This window comes from Kribbella sp. NPDC051952, assembly GCF_040680855.1.
Taxonomy (GTDB): Bacteria; Actinomycetota; Actinomycetes; order Propionibacteriales; family Kribbellaceae; genus Kribbella.
This window is the reverse complement of the sequence record NZ_JBFAXQ010000027.1, coordinates 1-20,172: the sequence shown is the minus strand read 5'-3', so window position 1 is coordinate 20,172 and position 20,172 is coordinate 1. Positions and strand designations below refer to the sequence as shown.

At 67.7% G+C, this 20,172-nt stretch carries 19 protein-coding genes and 1 pseudogene; 5 read left to right on the top strand and 15 right to left on the bottom strand.

Going from position 1 to position 20,172, the window contains the following annotated elements; translation table 11 throughout:
• Positions 1-7: 7 nt before the first annotated feature.
• From AB0L70_RS34565 to AB0L70_RS34530, 8 genes are all read right to left on the bottom strand, one after another.
• The gene (locus AB0L70_RS34565) at positions 8-1,033 is read right to left on the bottom strand and encodes an NAD(P)-dependent alcohol dehydrogenase (RefSeq protein WP_363691014.1); all 1,026 of its coding nucleotides are present in this window, start codon (positions 1,031-1,033) and stop codon (positions 8-10) included.
• On the bottom strand, positions 1,030-1,776 hold the full coding sequence (locus AB0L70_RS34560) for an iron-sulfur cluster assembly protein (RefSeq protein ID WP_363691013.1): 747 nt from the start codon (positions 1,774-1,776) through the stop codon (positions 1,030-1,032). The genes AB0L70_RS34565 and AB0L70_RS34560 overlap by 4 nt, the downstream gene beginning before the upstream one ends.
• The gene (locus tag AB0L70_RS34555) at positions 1,776-2,819 is read right to left on the bottom strand and encodes an amidohydrolase family protein (RefSeq protein ID WP_363691012.1); all 1,044 of its coding nucleotides are present in this window, start codon (positions 2,817-2,819) and stop codon (positions 1,776-1,778) included. The genes AB0L70_RS34560 and AB0L70_RS34555 overlap by 1 nt, the downstream gene beginning before the upstream one ends.
• A 16-nt stretch (positions 2,820-2,835) precedes the next feature.
• Positions 2,836-3,210 carry a propane 2-monooxygenase effector subunit MimD gene (mimD, locus tag AB0L70_RS34550; protein ID WP_363691011.1) on the bottom strand — a complete coding sequence of 125 codons (375 nt, stop codon included), beginning with the start codon at positions 3,208-3,210 and terminating at the stop codon, positions 2,836-2,838.
• Positions 3,207-4,403 carry a hypothetical protein gene (locus AB0L70_RS34545; RefSeq protein WP_363691009.1) on the bottom strand — a complete coding sequence of 399 codons (1,197 nt, stop codon included), beginning with the start codon at positions 4,401-4,403 and terminating at the stop codon, positions 3,207-3,209. Before AB0L70_RS34545 ends, mimD begins: the two co-directional genes overlap by 4 nt.
• Positions 4,400-5,461, bottom strand: a complete 1,062-nt coding sequence (locus tag AB0L70_RS34540; RefSeq protein ID WP_363691008.1) for a 2Fe-2S iron-sulfur cluster binding domain-containing protein — start codon at positions 5,459-5,461, stop codon at positions 4,400-4,402. Before AB0L70_RS34540 ends, AB0L70_RS34545 begins: the two co-directional genes overlap by 4 nt.
• Positions 5,462-5,468: 7 nt before the next feature.
• A complete protein-coding gene (locus AB0L70_RS34535) occupies positions 5,469-7,121 on the bottom strand; it encodes a hypothetical protein (protein ID WP_363691007.1) in 1,653 nt (550 codons plus the stop codon).
• A gap of 99 nt (positions 7,122-7,220) precedes the next feature.
• On the bottom strand, positions 7,221-7,493 hold the full coding sequence (locus tag AB0L70_RS34530; RefSeq protein ID WP_363691006.1) for a hypothetical protein: 273 nt from the start codon (positions 7,491-7,493) through the stop codon (positions 7,221-7,223).
• Positions 7,494-7,650: 157 nt separating this feature from the next.
• Between AB0L70_RS34530 and AB0L70_RS34525 the strand changes: the two genes are divergently transcribed.
• Positions 7,651-9,453, top strand: coding sequence for a GAF domain-containing protein (locus tag AB0L70_RS34525; protein ID WP_363691005.1), 1,803 nt, complete (start codon positions 7,651-7,653; stop codon positions 9,451-9,453).
• 105 nt (positions 9,454-9,558) lie between these two features.
• Positions 9,559-10,773 (top strand): MFS transporter, encoded by a 1,215-nt coding sequence (locus tag AB0L70_RS34520; protein WP_363691004.1) that lies wholly within the window; start codon positions 9,559-9,561, stop codon positions 10,771-10,773.
• Here the strand turns inward: AB0L70_RS34520 and AB0L70_RS34515 are convergent.
• Positions 10,768-11,739, bottom strand: a complete 972-nt coding sequence (locus AB0L70_RS34515; RefSeq protein ID WP_363691003.1) for a LuxR C-terminal-related transcriptional regulator — start codon at positions 11,737-11,739, stop codon at positions 10,768-10,770. The genes AB0L70_RS34520 and AB0L70_RS34515 overlap by 6 nt on opposite strands.
• 108 nt (positions 11,740-11,847) lie before the next feature.
• Here AB0L70_RS34515 and AB0L70_RS34510 point away from each other — a divergent pair, with 108 nt between their 5' ends.
• Positions 11,848-12,975, top strand: a complete 1,128-nt coding sequence (locus tag AB0L70_RS34510) for a hypothetical protein (RefSeq protein WP_363691002.1) — start codon at positions 11,848-11,850, stop codon at positions 12,973-12,975.
• Positions 12,976-13,152: 177 nt separating this feature from the next.
• Positions 13,153-15,063, top strand: a complete 1,911-nt coding sequence (locus AB0L70_RS34505) for a putative Ig domain-containing protein (protein ID WP_363691001.1) — start codon at positions 13,153-13,155, stop codon at positions 15,061-15,063.
• On the opposite strand, the gene AB0L70_RS34500 is transcribed toward AB0L70_RS34505, so the two are convergent.
• Genes AB0L70_RS34500 through pcaH form a run of 6 tightly spaced genes read right to left on the bottom strand, consistent with a single transcriptional unit; the run spans position 15,047 to position 19,739 of the window.
• A complete protein-coding gene (locus AB0L70_RS34500; protein ID WP_363691000.1) occupies positions 15,047-15,754 on the bottom strand; it encodes a CDP-alcohol phosphatidyltransferase family protein in 708 nt (235 codons plus the stop codon). The genes AB0L70_RS34505 and AB0L70_RS34500 overlap by 17 nt on opposite strands.
• Before the next feature lie 60 nt (positions 15,755-15,814).
• Positions 15,815-16,996 carry a 4-hydroxybenzoate 3-monooxygenase gene (locus AB0L70_RS34495; RefSeq protein WP_363690999.1) on the bottom strand — a complete coding sequence of 394 codons (1,182 nt, stop codon included), beginning with the start codon at positions 16,994-16,996 and terminating at the stop codon, positions 15,815-15,817.
• Positions 16,993-17,349, bottom strand: a complete 357-nt coding sequence (pcaC, locus tag AB0L70_RS34490) for a 4-carboxymuconolactone decarboxylase (protein ID WP_363690998.1) — start codon at positions 17,347-17,349, stop codon at positions 16,993-16,995. The genes AB0L70_RS34495 and pcaC overlap by 4 nt, the downstream gene beginning before the upstream one ends.
• On the bottom strand, positions 17,346-18,449 hold the full coding sequence (locus AB0L70_RS34485; protein WP_363690997.1) for a lyase family protein: 1,104 nt from the start codon (positions 18,447-18,449) through the stop codon (positions 17,346-17,348). Before AB0L70_RS34485 ends, pcaC begins: the two co-directional genes overlap by 4 nt.
• Positions 18,449-18,988, bottom strand: coding sequence for a protocatechuate 3,4-dioxygenase subunit alpha (gene pcaG, locus AB0L70_RS34480; protein WP_363690996.1), 540 nt, complete (start codon positions 18,986-18,988; stop codon positions 18,449-18,451). The genes AB0L70_RS34485 and pcaG overlap by 1 nt, the downstream gene beginning before the upstream one ends.
• Positions 18,981-19,739, bottom strand: coding sequence for a protocatechuate 3,4-dioxygenase subunit beta (gene pcaH / locus AB0L70_RS34475; protein ID WP_363690995.1), 759 nt, complete (start codon positions 19,737-19,739; stop codon positions 18,981-18,983). The genes pcaG and pcaH overlap by 8 nt, the downstream gene beginning before the upstream one ends.
• Positions 19,740-19,866: 127 nt before the next feature.
• Between pcaH and AB0L70_RS34470 the strand changes: the two are divergent.
• A pseudogene (locus AB0L70_RS34470) lies at positions 19,867-20,172 on the top strand (fasciclin domain-containing protein); the annotation flags it as partial.

Here is a 20,172-nt window from a genome sequence, read left to right as displayed (position 1 = left end):
GTGAGGTTTAGGGGACGAGGATTGCGCGGCCTCGGACTCGGCCGGCGTCTAGGTCGGCTACTGCGTCGACGGCTGCGTCGAGGGGGTAGGTCCTGGTGTGCAGCGTGACCTTGCCGGCCTGCGCCAGCGCCATCAGCTCGGTCAGTTCGTTGAACGTGCCGACGATGTTGCCGACGATGTTCCGCTCGGTCGAGATGATGTCGAGCGTCGGGATCTGCACCTGGCCGCCGTACCCGATCACGAAGTACGAACCGCCGGCCGCCGTCATCGCGAAGCCGTCCTGCTCGGCGCCCTGCTCGGCGACGAAGTCCAGTACGACGTGCGCCCCGCGACCGTCGGTGAGCTCGAGGACCTTCTCGACCTGCTTGCCATCGGCAACCACCGTCTGGTCCGCACCGAGTTGCTCGGCCAGCTTGAGCGCCTCGGGGTTACGGTCGACGACGATGATCCGGGCAGCGGTCAGTGCGGCCAGGCACTGCACCCCGATGTGCCCGAGACCACCGGCGCCGATCACCACGGCGGTGGTACCGGGAGGCAACAGTGGCAGGGCCTTCCGGACCGCGTGGTACGCCGTGATGCCGGCGTCGGCGAGTGCGGCGACATCCTCCGGCCGCGTGCTCGGGTCGAGCTTCACGCAGGCGCGGGCGGACGTGAGAAGGTACTCCGCCATTCCCCCGTCGCTGTCCAGCCCCGGGAACGAGCTGTTCTCGCAATGCATGTCGTCGCCCGCGCGACAGGCATGGCACAGACCGCAGGTGGGTGTCGGGTGCAGGATGACCGTGTCCCCGACCTTGACGTTGGTGACCGCGGAGCCGACCTCGTGCACCCAGCCGGCGTTCTCGTGGCCGATCGTGTACGGCAGGTTCGGATGCATGGCCGCATCCCACTGGCCCTCGATGATGTGCAGGTCGGTGCGGCACACGCCGGCGCCACCGATCTTGACGACGACGTCCAGTGGGCCTTTGACGACCGGTTCCGGTACGTCCTCGACCACTGGCTGCTGGTGGTATCCGTGCAGTCGAACGGCCTTCATCCCGATCCCTCCTCGCCGGCACCGGTCTCGGCGTACCGGTGCTTCAGCATTCCTCTGCAGATGCCGGTGTTGGCCTCGATCCCGGTCCGGGTGAGGCGAGCCATACCCAGGTACTTCGGTGCTCCCGCGCCGGTGATCGCCGTCCCGTTGCCGGGGTCGACGAGCAGTGGCGCGGCCGCGTCGGTGCGCAGACCGAGCTCGGCCCGGCGCCGCAGCAGCCGGTCGAGTTCGGACGACGGCGGTACGTCGGCCAGCGTCAGGCCGGCCAGCTCCGCCGGTTTGATGCCGGAAGCAATCAATGGCCGGCACACCTGATCGGTGCCGGCCAGCATCGCCTTGGTGACGAAGGTCTTCCGCAGCTCGTCCAGTTCGTCGGCCGCCTCGCCGTCGAACGACGCGACGAATCCCGCCCGGGCCGCGACCCCGGCGTTGATCTGCGCGCCGGCGAAGTGGTCGAGCAGGACGACGTCCACGCTGCGGACCTCGGGCAGCGCGGCGATCACGTCGTACGCGTCGGCCACCATCAGGAAGGCGAAGTTGGCCGCACAGAAGTACGTCGGCAACCGGAGCCGGACGGCCACATCACCGGCCGCCGACACATGGCACGACGCCACGAAACCGAGCGTGGTGATCGGCTCGTCCAGCTCGGGATCGCGGACGTGGTCCAGGGCCGCAAGGACCCTGGACCTCTCCGTAGCGGTGGTTTGATTCCTTCCCCACCCCACCGCCCCGGTCGCCGTCATTACTGGGTGACCAGCTTCGCGTCGTCCTGCGCGGCCGGTGCCGCCTCCTTGAGCTGCAGCTCGTCGGGCACCTTGATGTCGTACAGCTTGGCCGCGTTCAGCCCGAGGATCTTCTTCTTGCCCTCGACCCCGAGCCGCGGGTAGTCCGAGAACTCCGGCTGGTCCGGGAACTCCCAGTCCACGAAGCCCTCGATCTGCCACTTCGGCTCCCAGATGCCGTAGTCGCTGCCGAACGTCATCTTGTCCTCGCCGACCCAGAACAGCAGCTCGCCCATCACCTTGGCGAAGAACTGCGGCCGGGCGTGCATCAGACCACCGATGACGACGGACAGACCGGCGTACACGTTGGGCTCCTGGGTGGCCATGAAGCAGAAGTCCTCGATCCGCGGCAGCCCGACGTGCTCGACGATGAAGTTGAGCTCCGGGAAGTCCGTCGCGGCATGGTCCACGTCGGAGACGTCGAACGCGTCCTTGTCCAGCGGCCAGATCGTGGGGCCCTTGTGGACGTGGATGTTCTTGATCCCCAGCTCCTGCGCCCTGGCCAGGTACGTGTACGCGGCCGGATCGGTGAGCTTGTAGCCACGCGAGCCGGCGTTCCACTCGGCCGTGTAGAGCTTGACGCCCTTCGAGCCGTACCGGTCGACGTTGGCCGCCAGCTCTTCCAGCCCGGCGTCACCGTCGCGCGGGTCGAACCGTGTGTTCAGCACGAACATCCCCGGGTGCTTCTCGCCCAGGTTGGCGTTCTGCTCGGTGGTGTTGAAACCCTCGGCGTACCACTCCTTCAGGTACGTCGGCTGGAACACCGCGACGTCCACGTAGCCGTCCTCGAAGACGTCCTTCATCAGGTCGTCCTGGGTGTAGCTCATGAACTTCTCGATGGTCCAGTGGGTCTCCTTCGGGCCGAGGCTCTGGTACGCGTGGAAGCACTCGATCCAGCCCTTCGCGTACTGCTCCGCGCCCTTCACCCAGTTGTCCGGGCCGGCCTTCCACATATGCATGTGGCTGTCGACCACGAAATACTTCTCACCGTTCTTCTCGTACACGAAAAGACCCCCTGTCTCAGCTGGATGCGGTCAGGTCGAAGCCGATGTACTCGGCGGCGTCCTCGGGGTTGGCGAACATGATCGTCCGGTCGTCCAGGTGGACCATCCGCCCGTAGTGGGTCGACATGTTCTCCTCGAACTCGGCCTGGTCGAAGTACCCGGGCTCCTCGCCGAGTGCCTCGGAGATGTCGTCGTACACGAAGTCCATCCGGCCGACCGCGTCGACCCGGATCATCGAGGGCAGGTGGGTCACGGTGACGTTGTCGAGACCAGTCATCACCTCGGCGACGACCGCGCCGACCTGGTTGTTCATCAGGGTGACGCCGGCCTTGTTGGACGCGGTGTTGTCCTGCTTGAACGGACTCTCTGAAGTGGTGAACGTGGTGCTCACAGTGACAGCTCCTTCGGCTCCTCGAGGCCCAGCGAGGTGACGATGCCGCTGAACCGGCTCTTGACCCGGTCGAGGCCGTCCTCGAACCGAGGTGGTTTCGCGTCCGGCTGCGACCACAGCGGCTGCATCGTGCGGGCCGCGGTCAGCGCCTGCGAAGTCCACTTCGCCGACCAGTCCTGCAGGATCGACTTGTTGTGGTCGGCGAACTCGCGGTCGTTGCTGAGCAGCTCGAACATCGCCGTGGTGTAGCGCAGGTCGCGCTCGGCGAAGTCGTACTCGGCGGCACCGACGACGGTCGGCGTGACGAAGTCACCGTTACGCGGTGCGGCCTGCTGCACCAGCTGGCTGCGGAACAGTTCACCGACGAGCGGCTCGAAGACCACGTTCGCGGCGAAGATCGCCTCGCACCAGTCGTCGATCGCGGTCAGCTGCTCGGCGACGTCGCGCACACCCTGCCAGGCCGGGTCGGAGTTCCAGGTCTCCAGATGCGCACTGCCGTCGAAGCCCTCGATCTCCTCGGACAAGGTCAGGTTGTACAGCGCCAGGTCCTGGGCGGCCCGGATCCGGTGCATGCTGTTCACCGAGATCGCGTTGTTGTGCATGTTGGTGGGTGCCCGCCGGTTCGCGTTCGCGTACAGGTAGAGACCGAGACCGTGGTCGACGTGCATCCAGGCGCCGATGTGCTGCTCGACGAACTTGACCCAGTTGGTGTTCCACTGCTCGAAGGCCTTGGACTGCTTGGCGGCCTCGACGTTCTGGGTGACCTGGCGGACGACGTTGGAGTTGTAGCGGTAGAGCGTGAGCTCCCACTCCTCGTTCGGGTCACGGAACTCGTGCCAGCCGGTGGCCGGCCACTCCTTCACGAACATGCCACCACTACCCGGGCCACGCTTGGGTGAGGGCTTGTCCTCGCCCCACGCCTTCAGCACGGTCCAGTCCATCGGATAGCCACCGCGTCCGTCCGCGAACCCGTAGAGCCAGCCCTGGCTCAGGTAATGGCGTGGATCGGGCTGCACCTCGACGGTGACGTCCTCGTAGTGGCTCTGCTTGCGCTTCTGCGGTTCGTAGTAGTTGTAGCGCCGAGAGGTCGAGTCCGGGAACTCCCGGGAGCCCGCCTCTGCGTCGGTGAAGACCGGTTTCGGCACGCTGCGCTCGACTCTGGGTTCGGTCGTGGCGTCTTGTGTGGTGGTCATCGGCTCTCTGCCTCCAGCACCTTGGGGTCGCCGGCGTCGCCGGTCGTGGTGAACTTGTCGTAGTAGATGTGCTTCGGTACGACGCCGATCCGTTCGAGCAGCGGGATCGCGGCCTCGACCATCGGTGGCGGGCCACAGACGTAGGCGTCGGCACCCTTCAGATCCGGTTCGAGCCGGCGGACGACATCGGTGATCAGTCCGGTCTCGCCGTCCCACTCGTCCTCCGACAGGGCCGGCACGAACCGGAAGTTCGGCAGCGCTTCCTCGAGCGCCCGGAGCTCGTCGGTGAAACACAGGTCCCGCTGGGTGCGGGCGCCGTAGTAGAACGTCGTCGGCCGGTCGATGCCGCGGTCGGCCATCGATCGCAACAGCGCCAGGATCGGCGCCATCCCGGCCCCGCCACCTAGGAAGACCAGCCGGGCGCCGGGGTTGTCACGCAAGGTGAAAACCCCGAACGGCCCGGTCAGGTCCAACCGGTCCCCGACCTTCAGGCGCTGGTCGAGGAACTCCGAGAACACACCGCCGGGGTACACCCTGATCACGAACTCCAGTTGCCCGGACTCCCGGCTGGAGGTGTTCGCCATCGAGAACGAACGACTCGCGTCCACACCCGGTACCGAGATGTCGACGTACTGCCCGGGGAAGAACTTCAGCTCACCAGGCTCGGTGAGCCGAAGGACCACGTGCCGCAGATCGTGTGTCACCGGTGTGATCGCGGCGACCTCGGCGGTGCGCTCCTGGATCGGCAGACCGGAGCGGATCATCTCCTCGTCGTAGTTGAGCAGCTCGATCGTGAGGTCCTCGTACGCATGGGCCCGGCAGAGCAGGGTGTAACCCTCGTCCAGCTCGTAGTCCGGGAGCGCGAAGGTCGAGTAGCGGTCCAGCTCGATGTCGTCCCCGTCGAGGACGAACGACTTGCAGGACGCGCACTGACCTTCCTTGCACCCGTGCATGAGCATGACGCCCTGCTCGGCCGCGGCGCGCAGGATCGTCTGTTCCTCCGCCACCTCGATCTCGATGCCGACGGGCTCGAACCTCACGACGTGCTTCTCAGCCATGACGAGATCAGGCGTCGTCGCGGCCTGGCCGGCCGGCCGGGCCTCCCTTGACGTAGCGGGCGGCGAACGCGGTCCGCTCGCTGTCCGACATCTCGTTCAGCAACACGTTCGGGCTCGCCAGTGGCGGGCACTTACGCAGGTGGTCCAGCGTCCACATCTTGTCCGGGTTCAGATCAAGGTGCGGCTGCGCGACCATCGTCTTGCCGTCGTCGCGGACGAAGCCCATGTCGGAGACGACGTCGGCCCAGTTCCAGCCGTGGTACAGCGTCTCCCACTCGCGGTGACCGATCAGCTTGCCCATGTTCGGCGTCTCCCGGCCCTGGTACGTCGGCCGGAACGCCGTCTCGTCGGTCCACTTGCACATCTCGTGGCAATACGTCCGCCACTGGCCGTCGACCTTGGCCATCACCATGTCCTCGCGGACCAGGCACGGGACCATACAGGTCCAGCAACGGTGCGGGTACTCGTAGTCGACGTCCTCGAAGACGATCGGCTTGTGCCCGTTCGGCATCGAGAGCCGGTTGTAGTTCTCCCACCAGGCGCCGTACTTGTCGTACCAGCCCGGATACTTGAACTCGAACCACTCGAAGTCCTTGTCCGTCATCGGGTCGATCCGCCAGTAGTTGGCGAGCCAGCCGGTGGCGAAGAACTGGGCGACCTCGTGCACGTAGCCCTTGTTCCAGATCTGGTTCCAGGACTCCTCGATCAGGTCGTGCGGAATCTCCAGGCCGTACTTCTCCAGCGGGACCAGGTAGCTGCGGTAGTAGTCGTCGTAGATCCAGCGACGCCACATCTCCGCGTAGCTCTCACGGTCCTTGCGGCGGTCCTTCGTGCCGTACTCGATGAAGGTGCCGATGGCAGCGTCGACGACACGGTGGTTGTTCCACCACGCGTACCGAAGGTCGCGGGCCAGCAGCTGGTGGTTGCCCTCGTCGGCCAGTGCCATCAACAGCGTCGCGTACCCGTTGCTGATGTGCCTGGACTCGTCGGACTGCACCGAGTGGAAGACCGTCGGCAGCAGGTAGTCACCGTTGGCGGCCGCTTCGGCCGGCATGGCGACGAACAGCGTGTTGGTGAATGCCGTCTCGGCCACGATGGTCAGATAGATACTGGCCGCCGTGATGGCGTCACCGGTGATGAACCCCTCGGCGAACTGACGGCCGATGGTGCCGCAGTAGTCGCTCTGGAAGTTGCGCAGGCTGGAGTTGAAGCCCGCCGGGTCGATGTAGTTGTTCATGTACAGGCGCTTGAGGTTCTGCTGGATCGTCGAGTGCCGTACCTCGTCGATCATCTGGATCGCCTGCCCGTTGTGCAGTTCAGGGTTCGGCACGGTCCGGAACAGCAGTGGCATCGCCCGTGCGGCCGAGATCTCCGGCAGCGGGATGATGCTCAGGAACAACTTCTGCCATTCCAGCCAGCGCTCCTGCACCTGGCGGAACATGTTGCCGCGGATCGCGCCGTCCGAGGCGCCGTACACCCGGTGGTCCTTCTCCTCCTGCATCGGGAAGTACGAGCGCAGAACCTGCTTCAGCGGGTCTTTCTTCTGCGCCTTCTGGAACGTGTAGTCGGTGCCGTACTGAGAGACCGGCTCGTGGTACGCCGGTTCCCAGGACAGCTCCTGGATCTTCTGGTGGGCCTTCGCCACACTCTGGCGACTCATGGCACTCCTCCCGGTCATGTGGCCGACTGTGGTTGCAGTACATCGCCGCTGTGCGGCCGGTGAGGTCTCAAATTGAGATGCGGGTCACACAGCTGGTATTCACGCCTCTCCGAACATGGCCTGCCGCAGTTCTGCCAAGCGTTCGCTCTTCTGCTGCACGATCCGCTGATCGCCTTGTAGATCAGGCTGAATGCCCAGGCAGCGCAACAGCTCCGCGGCCGGCTCACCCGGGTGTCCGGTCGCCCCGAGCACCGGATGCAACCCCGCATCGGCAAGATGTTCGAAGACGAGGTGTACGACGGTCCACGGGTTGTACGTCTCCTGCGAAGACGACTCCGGACCGGGTTCTGAGCGTGAGACATCGTTGTCCATCGGAACCTCCTCATCGGCTGCTCGCATCACATGCCCGGCAGCAGCAGATGGTTGTCTCATTCTGAGACGCCACTTGTGTCCGGGTGCACTACGCTCGAAGTGCGATGACCGGGTGGGCCGCGCGAATCCGCCGTACCCTCCGGCGTCAGGAGGCTCCGTGGACGAACTCGAACCCCTGGTGGAGGACAGCCGTCGCGCCGCCACGGCCCGGCTGAACTTCCTCACCCTCGATCCGGTGCGACCGCAGGACGTGCGGACGTCGATTCTCGCGTCCTGGGTGCGATCCCGGCGCTGGAACCTGCCCGCCGATCGGATCGCCCTGCCCTATATCGCCGATCCCGACCTCGACCTGCCTTTGACCCGCAGCGCGCGACCGGTCCTGCAGCAATTGCACCAGAACCTCGACGGCCAGCCGATCAGCATCATCCTCACCGATCGGACCGGCCTGGTGCTCGAGCGGCTGACAGCCGACGACCACCTGAGCCGCCACCTCGACAAGGTCCACCTCGCGCCGGGCTTCAGCTATGCCGAGAAGTTCGCCGGGACGAACGGGATCGGGACCGCGCTCGAAGGCGGCGGTCCGATGCACGTCTTCGGTCACGAGCACTACGCGGAGGACCTCGAGGACCTCGCGTGTGCCGGCGTACCGATCCGGCATCCCGTATCAGGGAAGACGGTCGGGGCCATCGACCTCACCTGCTGGCGCCGGGATGCGGGCTCGTTGCTGATCGCGCTTGCCAAGACCACGGCCGACAACATCCGTGCGGCCATGCTGACCGACAGTTCGACGCGGGAGCTCGAGCTGTTGCGTGCGTACAAGCAGAGTGCACGGCGGCTGGGAGACATGGTGCTCGCGGTCGATGACGACGTACTGCTGATGAACGCGAACGCGCGGCGGTGTCTCGACGCGGCCGACCAGCGCGCGGTGCTCGGGCATGCGGCCGAGATGCTGGCGCGCGGCGGCACGGAGGCTGTCGTGGTCGAGCTGCCCACGGGCGGCTGGGTCCGGATCAGCTGCCGGCCGATCGGCATCGGCAGTCACGACGGATCCGGGATCATCCAGGTCAGCGCGCTCAGTGCCGGTGTCGACGGCCCGGCGCCGGCCACCCTGCACCGCCCGCCGTCGCGGCCGGTTCTGCCCGGGCTGGTCGGTCGTAGTGCGCCGTGGCTCGGCAGCAGTCGTGAGGTCGACAACGCCTGCCGCGTCGGCCAGTGGGTCGTGCTGACCGGCGAACGTGGTGTGGGCAAGGTTGCGCTCGCGCGGGCCGCACACCATCAGAACAACCCGGGCGGCCTGTTCCACGTCGTCGACGTCGGCGCGGCCGGCGCGAAGTTCGCCGCCGAACTCGAGGCCGAGCTGACCGACGATTCCTTGCAGGCGCTGGTGATCCGGCACGTCGAGCGACTCGACGCGAGCGGCGTGGACGCGACCATCGAGGCCTTGTACGGCGTCCAGGAGCGCCGGCCGTCCGATCCGCCGTGGATCGCGCTCACGCTCACCGGAGACGACTCCGACACAGCAGGTCTCGGGGACCTGCTGACGTTGTTCCCGCTCACCGTCGAGGTGCCGCCGCTGCGGCATCACATCGAGGACGTCCGCGAACTGGTGCCGTACTTCCTGAACCAACTGAGTCACGGCGACCTGAGCTGCGCCCCGGACACGATGCAGCAGCTGATGCGATCGGCGTGGCCGGGCAACACCGCGGAGCTGTGCCAGGTGCTGAAGCAGGTCGTCCTACGGCGTCGCCGTACCGGCGTGATCACGCCTGGGGACCTCCCGACGCGGGTCCAGGCCATCAGCCGCCGCAGCCTCAGCCAACTCGAGGCGCTCGAACGCGACGCCATCATCCGCAGCCTGGTGGCCAACGACGGCCACAAGGGCCGGGCCGCGAAGTCCCTCGGCATGTCCCGGGCCACCATCTACCGCAAGATCCACGACTACGGCATCCAGCCCCCGTAACCCCCGTCGGCTTCCCGCCTGGAGTTGCGTGAATTATGGCTGGTGGCGACATTAATGTGCAGTTTTGTCTTGCCGTAGGTGGGTGGGACGGGGTTCGATGTCTGGGTGGAGGCAACTCAGGCCGGTGCGGCGCAGAAGTCAGGGGTGTCGTACGGGACGCTGATCTGGCTCGCGGTCGCGACGTTCTCGATGGGGATCGACGGGTACGTGCTGGCGGGTCTGCTGCCCGCCATCGCCAGTGACCTGGAGGTCAGCCCGGCGGCCGCCGGTCAGTTGATGTCGGTGTTCGCCCTGACCGCGGCGCTCGCGGGCCCTGTGCTCGGCACGCTGACGAGCCGCTGGGAACGGCGTACGACGATTGCCCTCGCGCTCGCGGTCTTTGTGCTCGGCAACGTGATCGTTGCGGCGGCTCCGACGTACCCGATCGCTCTCAGTGGCCGGATCGTGGCTGCCCTGGGTGGATCGCTGCTCAACGCGGCGGTGATGGGATACGTGATCGCGCTGACGCCGGTCGAGCATCACGGCAAGGCGTTGTCGTTCGTGCTCGGCGGCTGGATGACCGCGACCGCGCTCGGCGTACCGGTCGGTCTGGTGATCGGGCAGTCGAACTGGCGGTTCCCGATGATCCTGGTCGCGGTCGTCGGCAGCATCGCGCTGGTCGGCATCATGCTCAAGCTCCCCCATCTGCATCTCCCGGCCGGTACGCTCGCCGATCGCCTGCGACCGCTCCGACAGCCTCGCCTGCTCTTCGGTCTGCTCGTCACCACCGGCATCCTCTGCAGCAGCTACACCTGCTTCACGTACGCCGTCCTCATCCTCGGCCCGTCGCTGACCCACGACTGGATCCTCGTGCTGGTGATGTTCGGGTACGGCGCCTTCAGCATGCTCGGCAACGCCGTCACCGGCCGGTTGACCGACCGCTTCAGCGCGATCCGCGTGCTCACCCTGGTCCTGACCGGACTGGTGCTGAACTCGCTCATCGGCCTCTTCGGCCTGATGGCCGGGTCGGCCACCGTGGTCGCGATCCTCGGGCTGTTCTGGTTCTTCATGGCCGGCGTCGGCAACGGCGGCGCGGCTGTGCCGCAGCAGGCCCGCCTCGGTGCCCTCGCGCCGGATTCGGCCGCGATCACGATGGCGCTGAACGGCAGCGCGATCTCGCTCGGCTCCGCATTGGGCAGTGGGCTCGGTGGCGCCGGCCTGGCCGCCGGCCTGTCGGCGCACCACCTGCTCGGTGTCTCCTCGATCGTCCTGGCGATCACGCTGACCCTGCACCTGATCGTGGCGCGGACCAAGGCCCCGCAAGCACAGCCGGCGCTATAGCTCGCGCCCCCAGCCGCGGCGGGCCGCCTGCAATCCGGCCTGGAAGCGACTGGTGGCGCCGAGCTCTTCCTGGACCTGCGAGATCCGGCGGCGCAGGGTCCGGCCACTCACGCCCAACTGCCGCGCGATCGCCTCGTCCTTCATGCCGCTGGCCAGCAGGTTGATCAGCGTCTTGACGGGATCAGCAGTGGCCGACTGGGTCAGCTGGAGCGGCGTCGCCTGACCCCATAGCTGATCGAACAGAACCTGCAGCGCACTCGTCAGCGCCGAGTCCGTCACCACCACCGCACGTGCCTTGCCCGGCCGCGACGAACCGTCGCCGCCGAGCGGCAGGATCGCCGTGGTGCCGTCGACGATCAACAGCTTCACCGGGACCTGCGGCAGTACGCGCGACTGTTCACCGCGCTCGGCCATCGCGCCCAACCGAGCGACCCAACCGGGGTGATCGAGAACCTCGGCCGCGTAGATCGCCCGGAACCGCACCCCGCGATCCAGCAGCGCCAGCTCGGCGCTCGACACCTGCAGGCTCCCGTCGGCGACGTACGGCGGGGTGTCGGTGCCGACCGCCTGTTGCGTTGCCCCACGCAACATGTCGTCGATCCGTGCCTCGATCGCGTCCCGCCCGACCGCGATCTCGATCAACCGGTTCGGCTCGGCCTGCAACTGCCCGGCGCTGAACTCGCGGGCCAGCTGATCGGTCATCGCAGCGACGCCTTCCAGCGCGGCCCGCCGCTCCCGCACCAGCATGCCGAGCCCGGATCGCGGGTCCACCGGCGCGGGCGCCGCCTCCGAGCCGACCCGCACCAGCCCGGCCGCGACGAGCCGGCCGACCGCCGCCTCGATCGTTGCCTCCGGCTCCTCCAGCGCCTCACTGTGCTGCCGCACCGGTACGCCGGGATCCCGCAGCAACTGCCGATACACCCGCGCGTCCACCCCGGACAGCCCCACCGCTTCCCAGTCAGTCACCCAGCGAGCGTAGCTGGCCGGAATCGGCGTTTGGCCGGATCCGGCGCCGTACCGGACAGATCAGGGCTTAGCGTGTCTGCAGAAGCGTCCGTGTCCGAGGAGTGAACCTTGCGTCTACATGCTGGCCGTGCATCGATCGCCGTGATCGGCGCCGTCCTCACCGCCCTCCTGGTCGGCGCCGGAGCGAGCACGGCGACCGCCGAGCCCACCCAACCGGCGTTCTCGCCGCAGTCGATCGTCTGGCCGACGCCGACCGACGGCTACGTGCTCGGCGCCGTCGCCTGCGGTACGGCGACCTGCCCGGCCGGGGTGGTTGCGACCCACGACGGCGGCAAGACCTGGGCCACCGCCGGCCGGACCCACAACGGGCTGGCCAAGAGCGGCGAGCCGGGTCTGACCAGCCTGCAGTTCGCGGACAAGAAGTTCGGCTGGGCGTTCGACCCGTACCTCGAGGTCACCAAGGACGGCGGCCGGACCTGGACCCAGGTCCCGGTGCCCGGCGGCGACGCCAAGATCCTTCACCTGCTGGCCACGCCGGACGGCACGTACGTCGTCACCTCGGGCTGTGCGATCGGCACCGGGATCTGTGACGATCGCCCGCTGAAGGTCTGGCGCGCTCCGGCCGGTAAGTCGACCGGCTGGAAGCTGGTTGATGTCCCGGTGGCGGCCGGCGACAACGTCATGCTGGATGGTCAGGGGTCGACCGCCTACCTCCTCGCGGCGCCCTTCGGCGGGCGTGCGCGGATCTCCACCCTGCGCAGTGGCGTGGTCCGGTCGACCAGCACGGTCACCTGCGCTGACCCGGATGACGCCGCGGTCAGCGACTTCGCAGTGAACAGCCCGAACCGGCTCTTCGTGCTCTGCATGGCGAACTACGGCCGCGGTCACGCCGACAAGACCCTCCTCGTCTCCGGCGATGGCGGCAAGACCTTCCGGTACGACGCCATCCCCGGCGGACTCGGCCTGGCCGGTGAACTTGCCGTCGCCCCCGACGGCGCGGTCATGCTCACCACGATCACCGCCAGCCTGGTCTACAACCGCCCGACCCTCTCGAAGACGTGGCGCATCGCCGACCCGTGGCTGGAGAACGGCGAACGAATCCACGACCTGGTCTTCCAGTCCCCCACCACCGCCTGGCTAGTCGAAAGCGACGCCGCCTACACCCCCAACACCCACCTCTGGCAAACCCAAGACGCCGGCCAAACCTGGCACCAAACCACCCTGCCCCCCGCCTAACCCACCCTCCTCAAGCCCCTTCCCCTGCCCCCTCCACACTCCCCATCCCCTCACCCACCCGCTCCCCTTGCCCTCCACACCTCCCCTCCCGTGTCCCTCCCCCAGCCCCTCCCTCCCGTTTGTCCCCTGCCCCAGTTCTTCTTTCCTTTGTTTCCTTCCCTTGTTCGGAGTGCAGCTGTGATCCCTTTGCGCCGGTTGGCGGTTCCGCTGGCCCTGGTCCTCGTCGGTGCGACGACCACCGTCGCGACCGCGGACGTCCAGGAGTCCCCGAAGGTGGTCGCCAGCTGCGACCAGAAGGTCGCCCCCGGCGAATTCACCTGCTTCGCCCAACGCCGCGCCGACCTCGGCTTCCGCTCCAAGGCCACCGGCGCCACTCCCGCCGGCTACGGCCCAACTGACCTCAAATCGGCGTACAAGTTGCCGTCAGCAACCGCGGGCCAAGGGCAACGGGTCTACATCGTCGACGCCTACGACGACCCGACGGCCGAAGCCGACCTCGCCGTCTACCGCAAGCAGTTCGGCCTCCCGGCGTGCACCACCGACAACGGCTGCTTCCAGAAGCTCAACCAGGACGGCCTGCCCAGCCCCCTCCCCGCTCCCTCACGTTCCTGGGCCGGCGAGATCTCCCTCGACCTCGACATGGTGTCGGCCGCCTGCCCCCACTGCGGCATCACGCTGATCGAGGCCAACTCCCCTAGCGACGACCTACTCAAAGCGGTCCGCACCACCGATCGGCTCGGCGCCAAGTTCGTCTCGCTGAGCTGGGGTGGCCCGGAGTCGGGCGGCATTGCCGACCTCGACAAGTTGTACTTCAACCCCCGCGGAGTCGTCTACGCAGCCTCGACCGGCGACAGCGACTACGAGGCCGGTACGTCGTACCCGGCCAGCTCGACCGCGACCACCGCCATCGGCGGCACGACGCTGACGAAGGACGACTCCGGTCGCGGCTGGACCGAGACGGTCTGGAACAGCTTCCCGGGCGACGGCACCGGTTCGGGCTGCTCCGCCGTCCTGGCCAAGCCGAGCTGGCAGTCGATCATCCCCGCCTCGGTCTGCCCGAAGCGCGCGGTGGCCGACGTCTCCGCGGTAGCCGACCCCGCGACCGGCGTGGCTGTCTACCAGACCACGGGCGGCGACGGCTGGGCCGTGTACGGCGGGACCAGCGCCGCGGCCCCGATCGTTGCCGCGATCTACGCACTTGCCGGTGACCCCGATCCGGGCTCCCGTCCGGCCGGCTACCCCTACGGGGCCACCGGCAACCTCAACGATGTTGTCCAAGGCAACAACGGCGAGTGCACCCCGGCAGCACTGTGTACGGCGCAAGCCGGTTGGGACGGACCGACCGGCCTCGGCACACCGAACGGCACCCGCGCGCTAACCTCGCCGACCTCAGGCAACCGGATCACAGTCAGCGCGCCCGCGCAGCAGGCCAGCGCCGTCGGTGACGTCGTCCTGCTCCGGGCTCGCGCGACGGACTCCGGGCATCGCCCGGTGCGGTTCAGCGCGACGGGCCTACCAGCAGGCCTCCGCCTCGACGCGTCGACCGGCCTCATCTACGGCCGCCCGACGCAGCCCGGCACGTACTCGGTGACGGTGACCGCGTCCGACTCGACCAAGGCTCGCGGCAACACGGTGATCAGCTGGGTCGTCAGCACCCGCCAAGGTGCACGCGGTGTGGTCAACGGTGACTTCGAAGCCGGTACGGGCGGTTGGGCGCAGACGCCGGACGTGATCCGCGCGGACGGTCAGTACAGCCACGGCGGTCTGGGCTACGCCTGGCTCGGCGGCACCGGTACGGCGCACACCGACTCCCTGAGTCAGCGCGTGACGGTCCCGTCCTTCGGCCGACCCGCCCTGCGCTTCGCCCTGCGGATCGCGGGTGGTGACAAGGCCGACGTACTCCAGGTAAGCGTCGACGGCCACCCGGTCCGATCGTTCACCGGCGCTCAGGCCAAGTCGTCGTACGTCGATCAGATTGTCGACCTCACGCCGTACCGCGGCCGGACGGTCACGCTCGCCTGGACCAGCACCGAGAACGACGGGACCCCGTCGACGTTCCTCCTGGACGACATCACGATCGCGCGCTGACCACCTGATGCCACGCGTCGCGGCCGAACGACCAGATCAACGCCAGGAGGGCGATGCCGGGAAGGATGATCAGCCACTCGCTGGGGACGAGCCCCGCCAGCAGGATGGCCAGGAGCATCACGATCGCCTGGCTGAGCCCGATCACCCGGCGGGCCTGACTGAACGGAAGCGGACTGCGTAGCGCCGGGAACGGGATCGCGGCCAGCAAGTACAAATAGCGGAGGAGACCTATCAGGACGACCACCCAGCCGCCCACGTGGACGACTACGAGAGCGATGGACAGCAGCAGCGTCGTACCCGCATCGGTCTCGTTGTCGAACCACCCGCCGAACCGGCTGGTCTCACCACGCCGGCGCGCGATCCGGCCGTCGACACCGTCAAGGATCAGGCAGACCGAGCCGAGGACCGTGATGCAGATCGCGATCAACCGGGTCGGCTCCTCCCAGACCGCTTGCAGGACCAGGGCCAGGATCCACACGCTAGCGACCAGGCGAGCCAGCGTCACCGAGTTCGCCAGACCGAACCGGCGCCGGTTCGGGTGGTGGCGGAACCAGAAGAGTACGACCAGCGGAGCCGCGGCGAGGTAAGCCGCGAACGCCGCGCCGGCGGGGGCCGGCGCGGCGGCCAGCAGGCAGCCGAGCAGGGTCGCGGCAGCGCCGAGCCCGACCGGCTTGAGTACAGCGGTCGTCACCATCAACACCTCACGCTAGGGGACGCTCACCCCTTGGTACGTGTGATCTCGGTGTGTGGTTCATCGCACTGGCGCCGGCCAGCCGGTGTACGACTCGGCCAGGAAGGCCGCGCCGTGGTCGGAGTCCACGACCGCGGACAGCTCCGCGAGCTGCCGTCGTACGTCGAAGTCCGGGGCGTCCGGGAGGGTGTGGAGCAGCGTGGTCAGCCAGGTGGAGAAGTACTGCGCCTTCCAGACGCGGGACAGCGCCCGCGGGGTGTAGTCGTCCAGGGCCGCCTTGTCGTTCTTGAGCAGCGCGCGCTCCAACACCTCCGCGAGGACACGGACGTCGGCGAGAGCCAGGTTGAGCCCCTTCGCTCCGGTTGGCGGCACGGTGTGTGCGGCATCGCCGGCCAGGAAGAGGTTGCCGTGCCGGATCGGTTCGCAGACGTACGAGCGGAACGGGAGGACCGTCTTGCTGAAGATGCGCCCCTCCTTGAGCTGGAAGCCGTCCGCACCTGCGAGTCGGGCCTGCAGCTCCGACCAGATCCGGTCCTCGGACCAGTCGTCGACGGACTCCTCCGGCGAGCACTGGAAGTACATCCGCTGCACGGACTCGGTCCGCTGACTGATCAGCGCAAAGCCACGATCCGAACGGGTGTAGATCAGTACGTCGGCACTCGGCGGCGCCTCGCAGAGGATGCCGAACCACGCGAACGGATACTGCCCGAAGTACTCGCGCCGCCCGGCGACCGCGGCGCGGGTCATACTCCGCGACCCGTCGGCCCCGACCAGCACGTCACACCGGATCTCGTGCTCGACTCCCTCCGCGTCGGTGAAGAGCATCCCGGGCCGTATCGTCGTGTTGTCGACAATCTGCGTGTCGACAACGCCGTACCGGACGTCGCCGCCGTCCCGGTCGCGGGCGTTCGCGAGGTCGATGAAGACGTCGGTCTGCGGGTACAGCCAGGTCGACGCGCCGACGAGTCCCTGGAAGTCGATCCGGTGGCTGACCCCGCCGAAGCGCAGGTCGATCCCCTCGTGCTCATGCCCGTCCCGCAACACCCGATCCGAGACACCGGAGTCCACCAGCATCCGGACACTGTCGCGCTCGAGGATGCCGGCGCGATGCGTCCGCTCGATCTCGTCCCGGCTGCGGATCTCGATCACCACCGACTCGATTCCGGCGAGATGCAGCAGATGCGACAACATCAGTCCGGCCGGCCCACCACCCACGATCCCGACCTGCGTCCGGCTGATCACGGCTCGTCTTTCAGTACGGCGTCCGCCACAGCGAAAGCCTGGTTGGCGGCCGGAACGCCGCAGTAGACCGCGGTCTGCAGGATCACCTCGGCGATCTCCTCGCGGGTCAGCCCGTTGCGGAGCGCCGCGCGGAGGTGGAGTTCGAGCTCCGACCAATGCCCGTGGGCAATGAGCGCAGTCAGGGTGATCATGCTCCGCGCGCGCCGATCGAGTCCCGGCCGCGTCCAGATCTCGCCCCACGCATACCGCGTGATGAACTCCTGGAAGTCTTTACTCAGTTCACTTCCGGCCCGGTCGACGTGCGTATCCCCCAACACTTCCCGCCGTACCGCCATCCCTTCGTCGAAGCTCATGACGTCTTCTCCCACCGTGCGAGGACCAGGTCGACAAGCTCACCAGCAGCACCCAGGTACGACGCCGGATCACCCGAGGTGCCGCGCTCGCTCAGGAGGTCGTCCGCGACCGATTCCGCGCGTCGACGCATCACGTCGGCGTGCACCGCGAGGCCCGCGACCAGATCGGCGGCCTGGCTCGACGCAGTCAGCGTGAGCTCCAGCAAGCGGCGCAGAGCCGGCCACTCCGCATGCCAGGCACCCGCGGACCGCTCATCCTCAGCCGAGGCCGCACACAAATGCAGCTGCGCCCCCAACTGCGGCGCCTGCAACGCAGCACTCCGCACCAGCACACTCAGGACCGGATTCCGCTTGTGCGGCATCGTCGACGACCCACCCGCCGAGGTGTCCGTCACCTCACCAACCTCAGGCCGCCCGAGCAACAACACGTCCCCGGCCAGATGCCCCAGCGCATCACACGTCTCCACCAGCGCATCACCCAGCCGGGTGACCGGCGTACGACGGGTATGCCAGCTCAGATCAGTTGCAGCAAGCCCCAATTCACCAGCCAAAGCCTGCGCCGCCGCAATGGGATCCGGGCGGAGTTGGCCCACGAGTGCGAGCGTTCCAGCAGCTCCACCGCACTGGACGGGGAAGGTGAGCGCCCGCAGCGCATCACCTGCATCCAGAACCCCGGTCAGCCACTGCGCCGCCTTGAGCCCGAACGTCACCGGCACCGCGTACTGCGTCAAGGTCCGCCCCACCATCACCGACCCGCGATGCTCAGAAGCCAACCCAGCAAGCGAATCCGCAACCCGACCAAGCTCCACGACCATCCGCCCGACCGCATCCCGAGCCACCAACATCAGCGCCGTATCGAGCACATCCTGACTCGTGAGCCCGCGATGCGCCCCCTCGATCTCCAGCGATTTCACCAACGGCAACACCGGATTCCCCGCAGCTTCAACGTCAGCAGGCGCCAAAGCACCCGCCTTCACCTCACCAGGAAGACCCAGCACCCGCAGCCAAGCCGCCTCGACCCGCACCATCGCCTCCACGAGCGCATCGTCCGAGACCAGACCCGCGGCCCGCTGCGATCCAGGCTCAAGCAGCGACCCCATCAGGAGTACCTCAGAAACACCGTCTCGCGCGGCCCCTGCAGATGCACGTCGAACCGCAAACTCCCGTCGTCCTCGCGTACGGCGACCAACGTCGACCGCTCGTCCGCACTCAACCCAGCCAGTAGCGGGTCCGTGGAACCAGGCAGGTAGATCCGCGTGAACAACCGATTCAGCAACCCCCGGGCAAAGAACGTCACCGCGAAGAATGGCGCAGCTCCCTCACCGGTGGCCCCAGGCTCGACCGTGCTGAACCAGTAATGTCCGGTCGGGTCCGTATTGCTCCGTCCCCATCCGGTAAACCGCGCGCCATCCCGCCGGAGAGAGCCCTCGAGCTCCGGCACCACTCCCCGCGGATCCGCCTGCCGGATCTCCAGCAACGCATCCGGCATCCCGTTCCCGTCGCCGTCGTACACATAGCCGTGTAACCACACCGACCCCGGCGTCCCCCGGCGTACAAGCTCGCGATCGCCCGGATACGGCAACGCATAGTGGAAGAACGGGCCGACCGTCTGGCCGGGTGTCGGCGCGAGGTCAGTCATCCTCATGCTCCATTAAGGTCGCGTGGCCGCCGGTCAGAACGATGTCCCAGCGGTACCCGAGCAGCCGCTCCGGCTCAGACAAGCTGTGGTCGTACGTCGCCACCAGCCGCTCGCGCGTCCGTGGGTCGGTGATCGACTGGTAGATCGGGTCGAGCGCGAAGAGCGGATCGCCGGGGAAGTACATCTGCGTGATCAGGCGCTGGGTGAAGTCCGTGCCGAACAGCGAGAAGTGGATATGGGCCGGCCGCCAGGCATTGCGGTGATTCCGCCACGGATACGGCCCGGGCTTGATCGTGGTGAACGAATACCAGCCGTCGTCATCGGTCAGGCACCGTCCGACCCCCGTGAAGTTCGGATCCACCGGCGCCGGATGCTGATCACCCTTGTGGATATACCGCCCGGCGGCGTTGGCCTGCCAGATCTCCACCAACTGACGGCGTACGGCGCGACCCTCGCCGTCGACCAGCCGGCCCCGGACCAGGATCCGCTCGCCGATCGGCACGCCATCGCGCTGAACGGTCAGATCGGACTCCAGCGCACCCACGTCCGACTCCCCGAACACCGGGGCCACCAGCTCTGCCCCCTCCGGGTCCGCGTGCCGCAGCTCCTTGGTCGGATGCCGCAGCAGAGTGCTCCGGTACGGCGGATAGTCGAGCCGCGGCTGGGTGTCGCCGGACCGGCTGTCCGCCTGGATCTTCTCGATCTCCTCGCTGATGGTCCGCTGGCTGGTCAGCTCCCCTGAGGCCGTCACCCGCTCAGGCTAGGAGCGGGACCGCCTCCCGCAGACCGCCGAATTCCGCTGATCGGAAGCCCATCCGGAACCGCCAGGGCTCCGAAGTACTCCCGTCAGCGACACTCTCCAAGGAAGCGACCTCGTCATGTCCAACAATCTTGCTCGTGCCGGTCTCGCTGTATCGTCCCTGGCTCTCGTCCTCGCGGCGTCGGCGTGCGGCGGCAGCGACGACACGTCCAGCGGCTCTCCGTCCACCAGCACGTCCTCGTCGGCCCCCGCCGAGACGCCGAGTGCGTCGGCCTCGATGGACAACGCCTCAGGCCTGGTCGGCGCTGGGTGCGCTGACTACGCCAAGGCCAACCCGTCCGGTGCCGGTTCGATCGACGGCATGGCCGCCGCGCCCCTGGCCACCGCCGCCTCCGGCAACCCCCTGCTCAAGACCCTCGTGGCG

What these genes read in the sequence shown, in the direction of transcription:
- AB0L70_RS34565 (WP_363691014.1), bottom strand. Translation starts at nt 1,033, where the DNA reads ATGAAGGCCGTTCGACTGCACGGATACCACCAGCAGCCAGTGGTCGAG.
- AB0L70_RS34560 (WP_363691013.1), bottom strand. Translation starts at nt 1,776, where the DNA reads ATGACGGCGACCGGGGCGGTGGGGTGGGGAAGGAATCAAACCACCGCT.
- AB0L70_RS34545 (WP_363691009.1), bottom strand. Translation starts at nt 4,403, where the DNA reads ATGACCACCACACAAGACGCCACGACCGAACCCAGAGTCGAGCGCAGC.
- AB0L70_RS34540 (WP_363691008.1), bottom strand. Translation starts at nt 5,461, where the DNA reads ATGGCTGAGAAGCACGTCGTGAGGTTCGAGCCCGTCGGCATCGAGATC.
- AB0L70_RS34535 (WP_363691007.1), bottom strand. Translation starts at nt 7,121, where the DNA reads ATGAGTCGCCAGAGTGTGGCGAAGGCCCACCAGAAGATCCAGGAGCTG.
- AB0L70_RS34530 (WP_363691006.1), bottom strand. Translation starts at nt 7,493, where the DNA reads ATGGACAACGATGTCTCACGCTCAGAACCCGGTCCGGAGTCGTCTTCG.
- pcaC (WP_363690998.1), bottom strand. Translation starts at nt 17,349, where the DNA reads ATGAGCTTCGACGAAGGGATGGCGGTACGGCGGGAAGTGTTGGGGGAT.
- AB0L70_RS34485 (WP_363690997.1), bottom strand. Translation starts at nt 18,449, where the DNA reads ATGGGGTCGCTGCTTGAGCCTGGATCGCAGCGGGCCGCGGGTCTGGTC.
- pcaG (WP_363690996.1), bottom strand. Translation starts at nt 18,988, where the DNA reads ATGACTGACCTCGCGCCGACACCCGGCCAGACGGTCGGCCCGTTCTTC.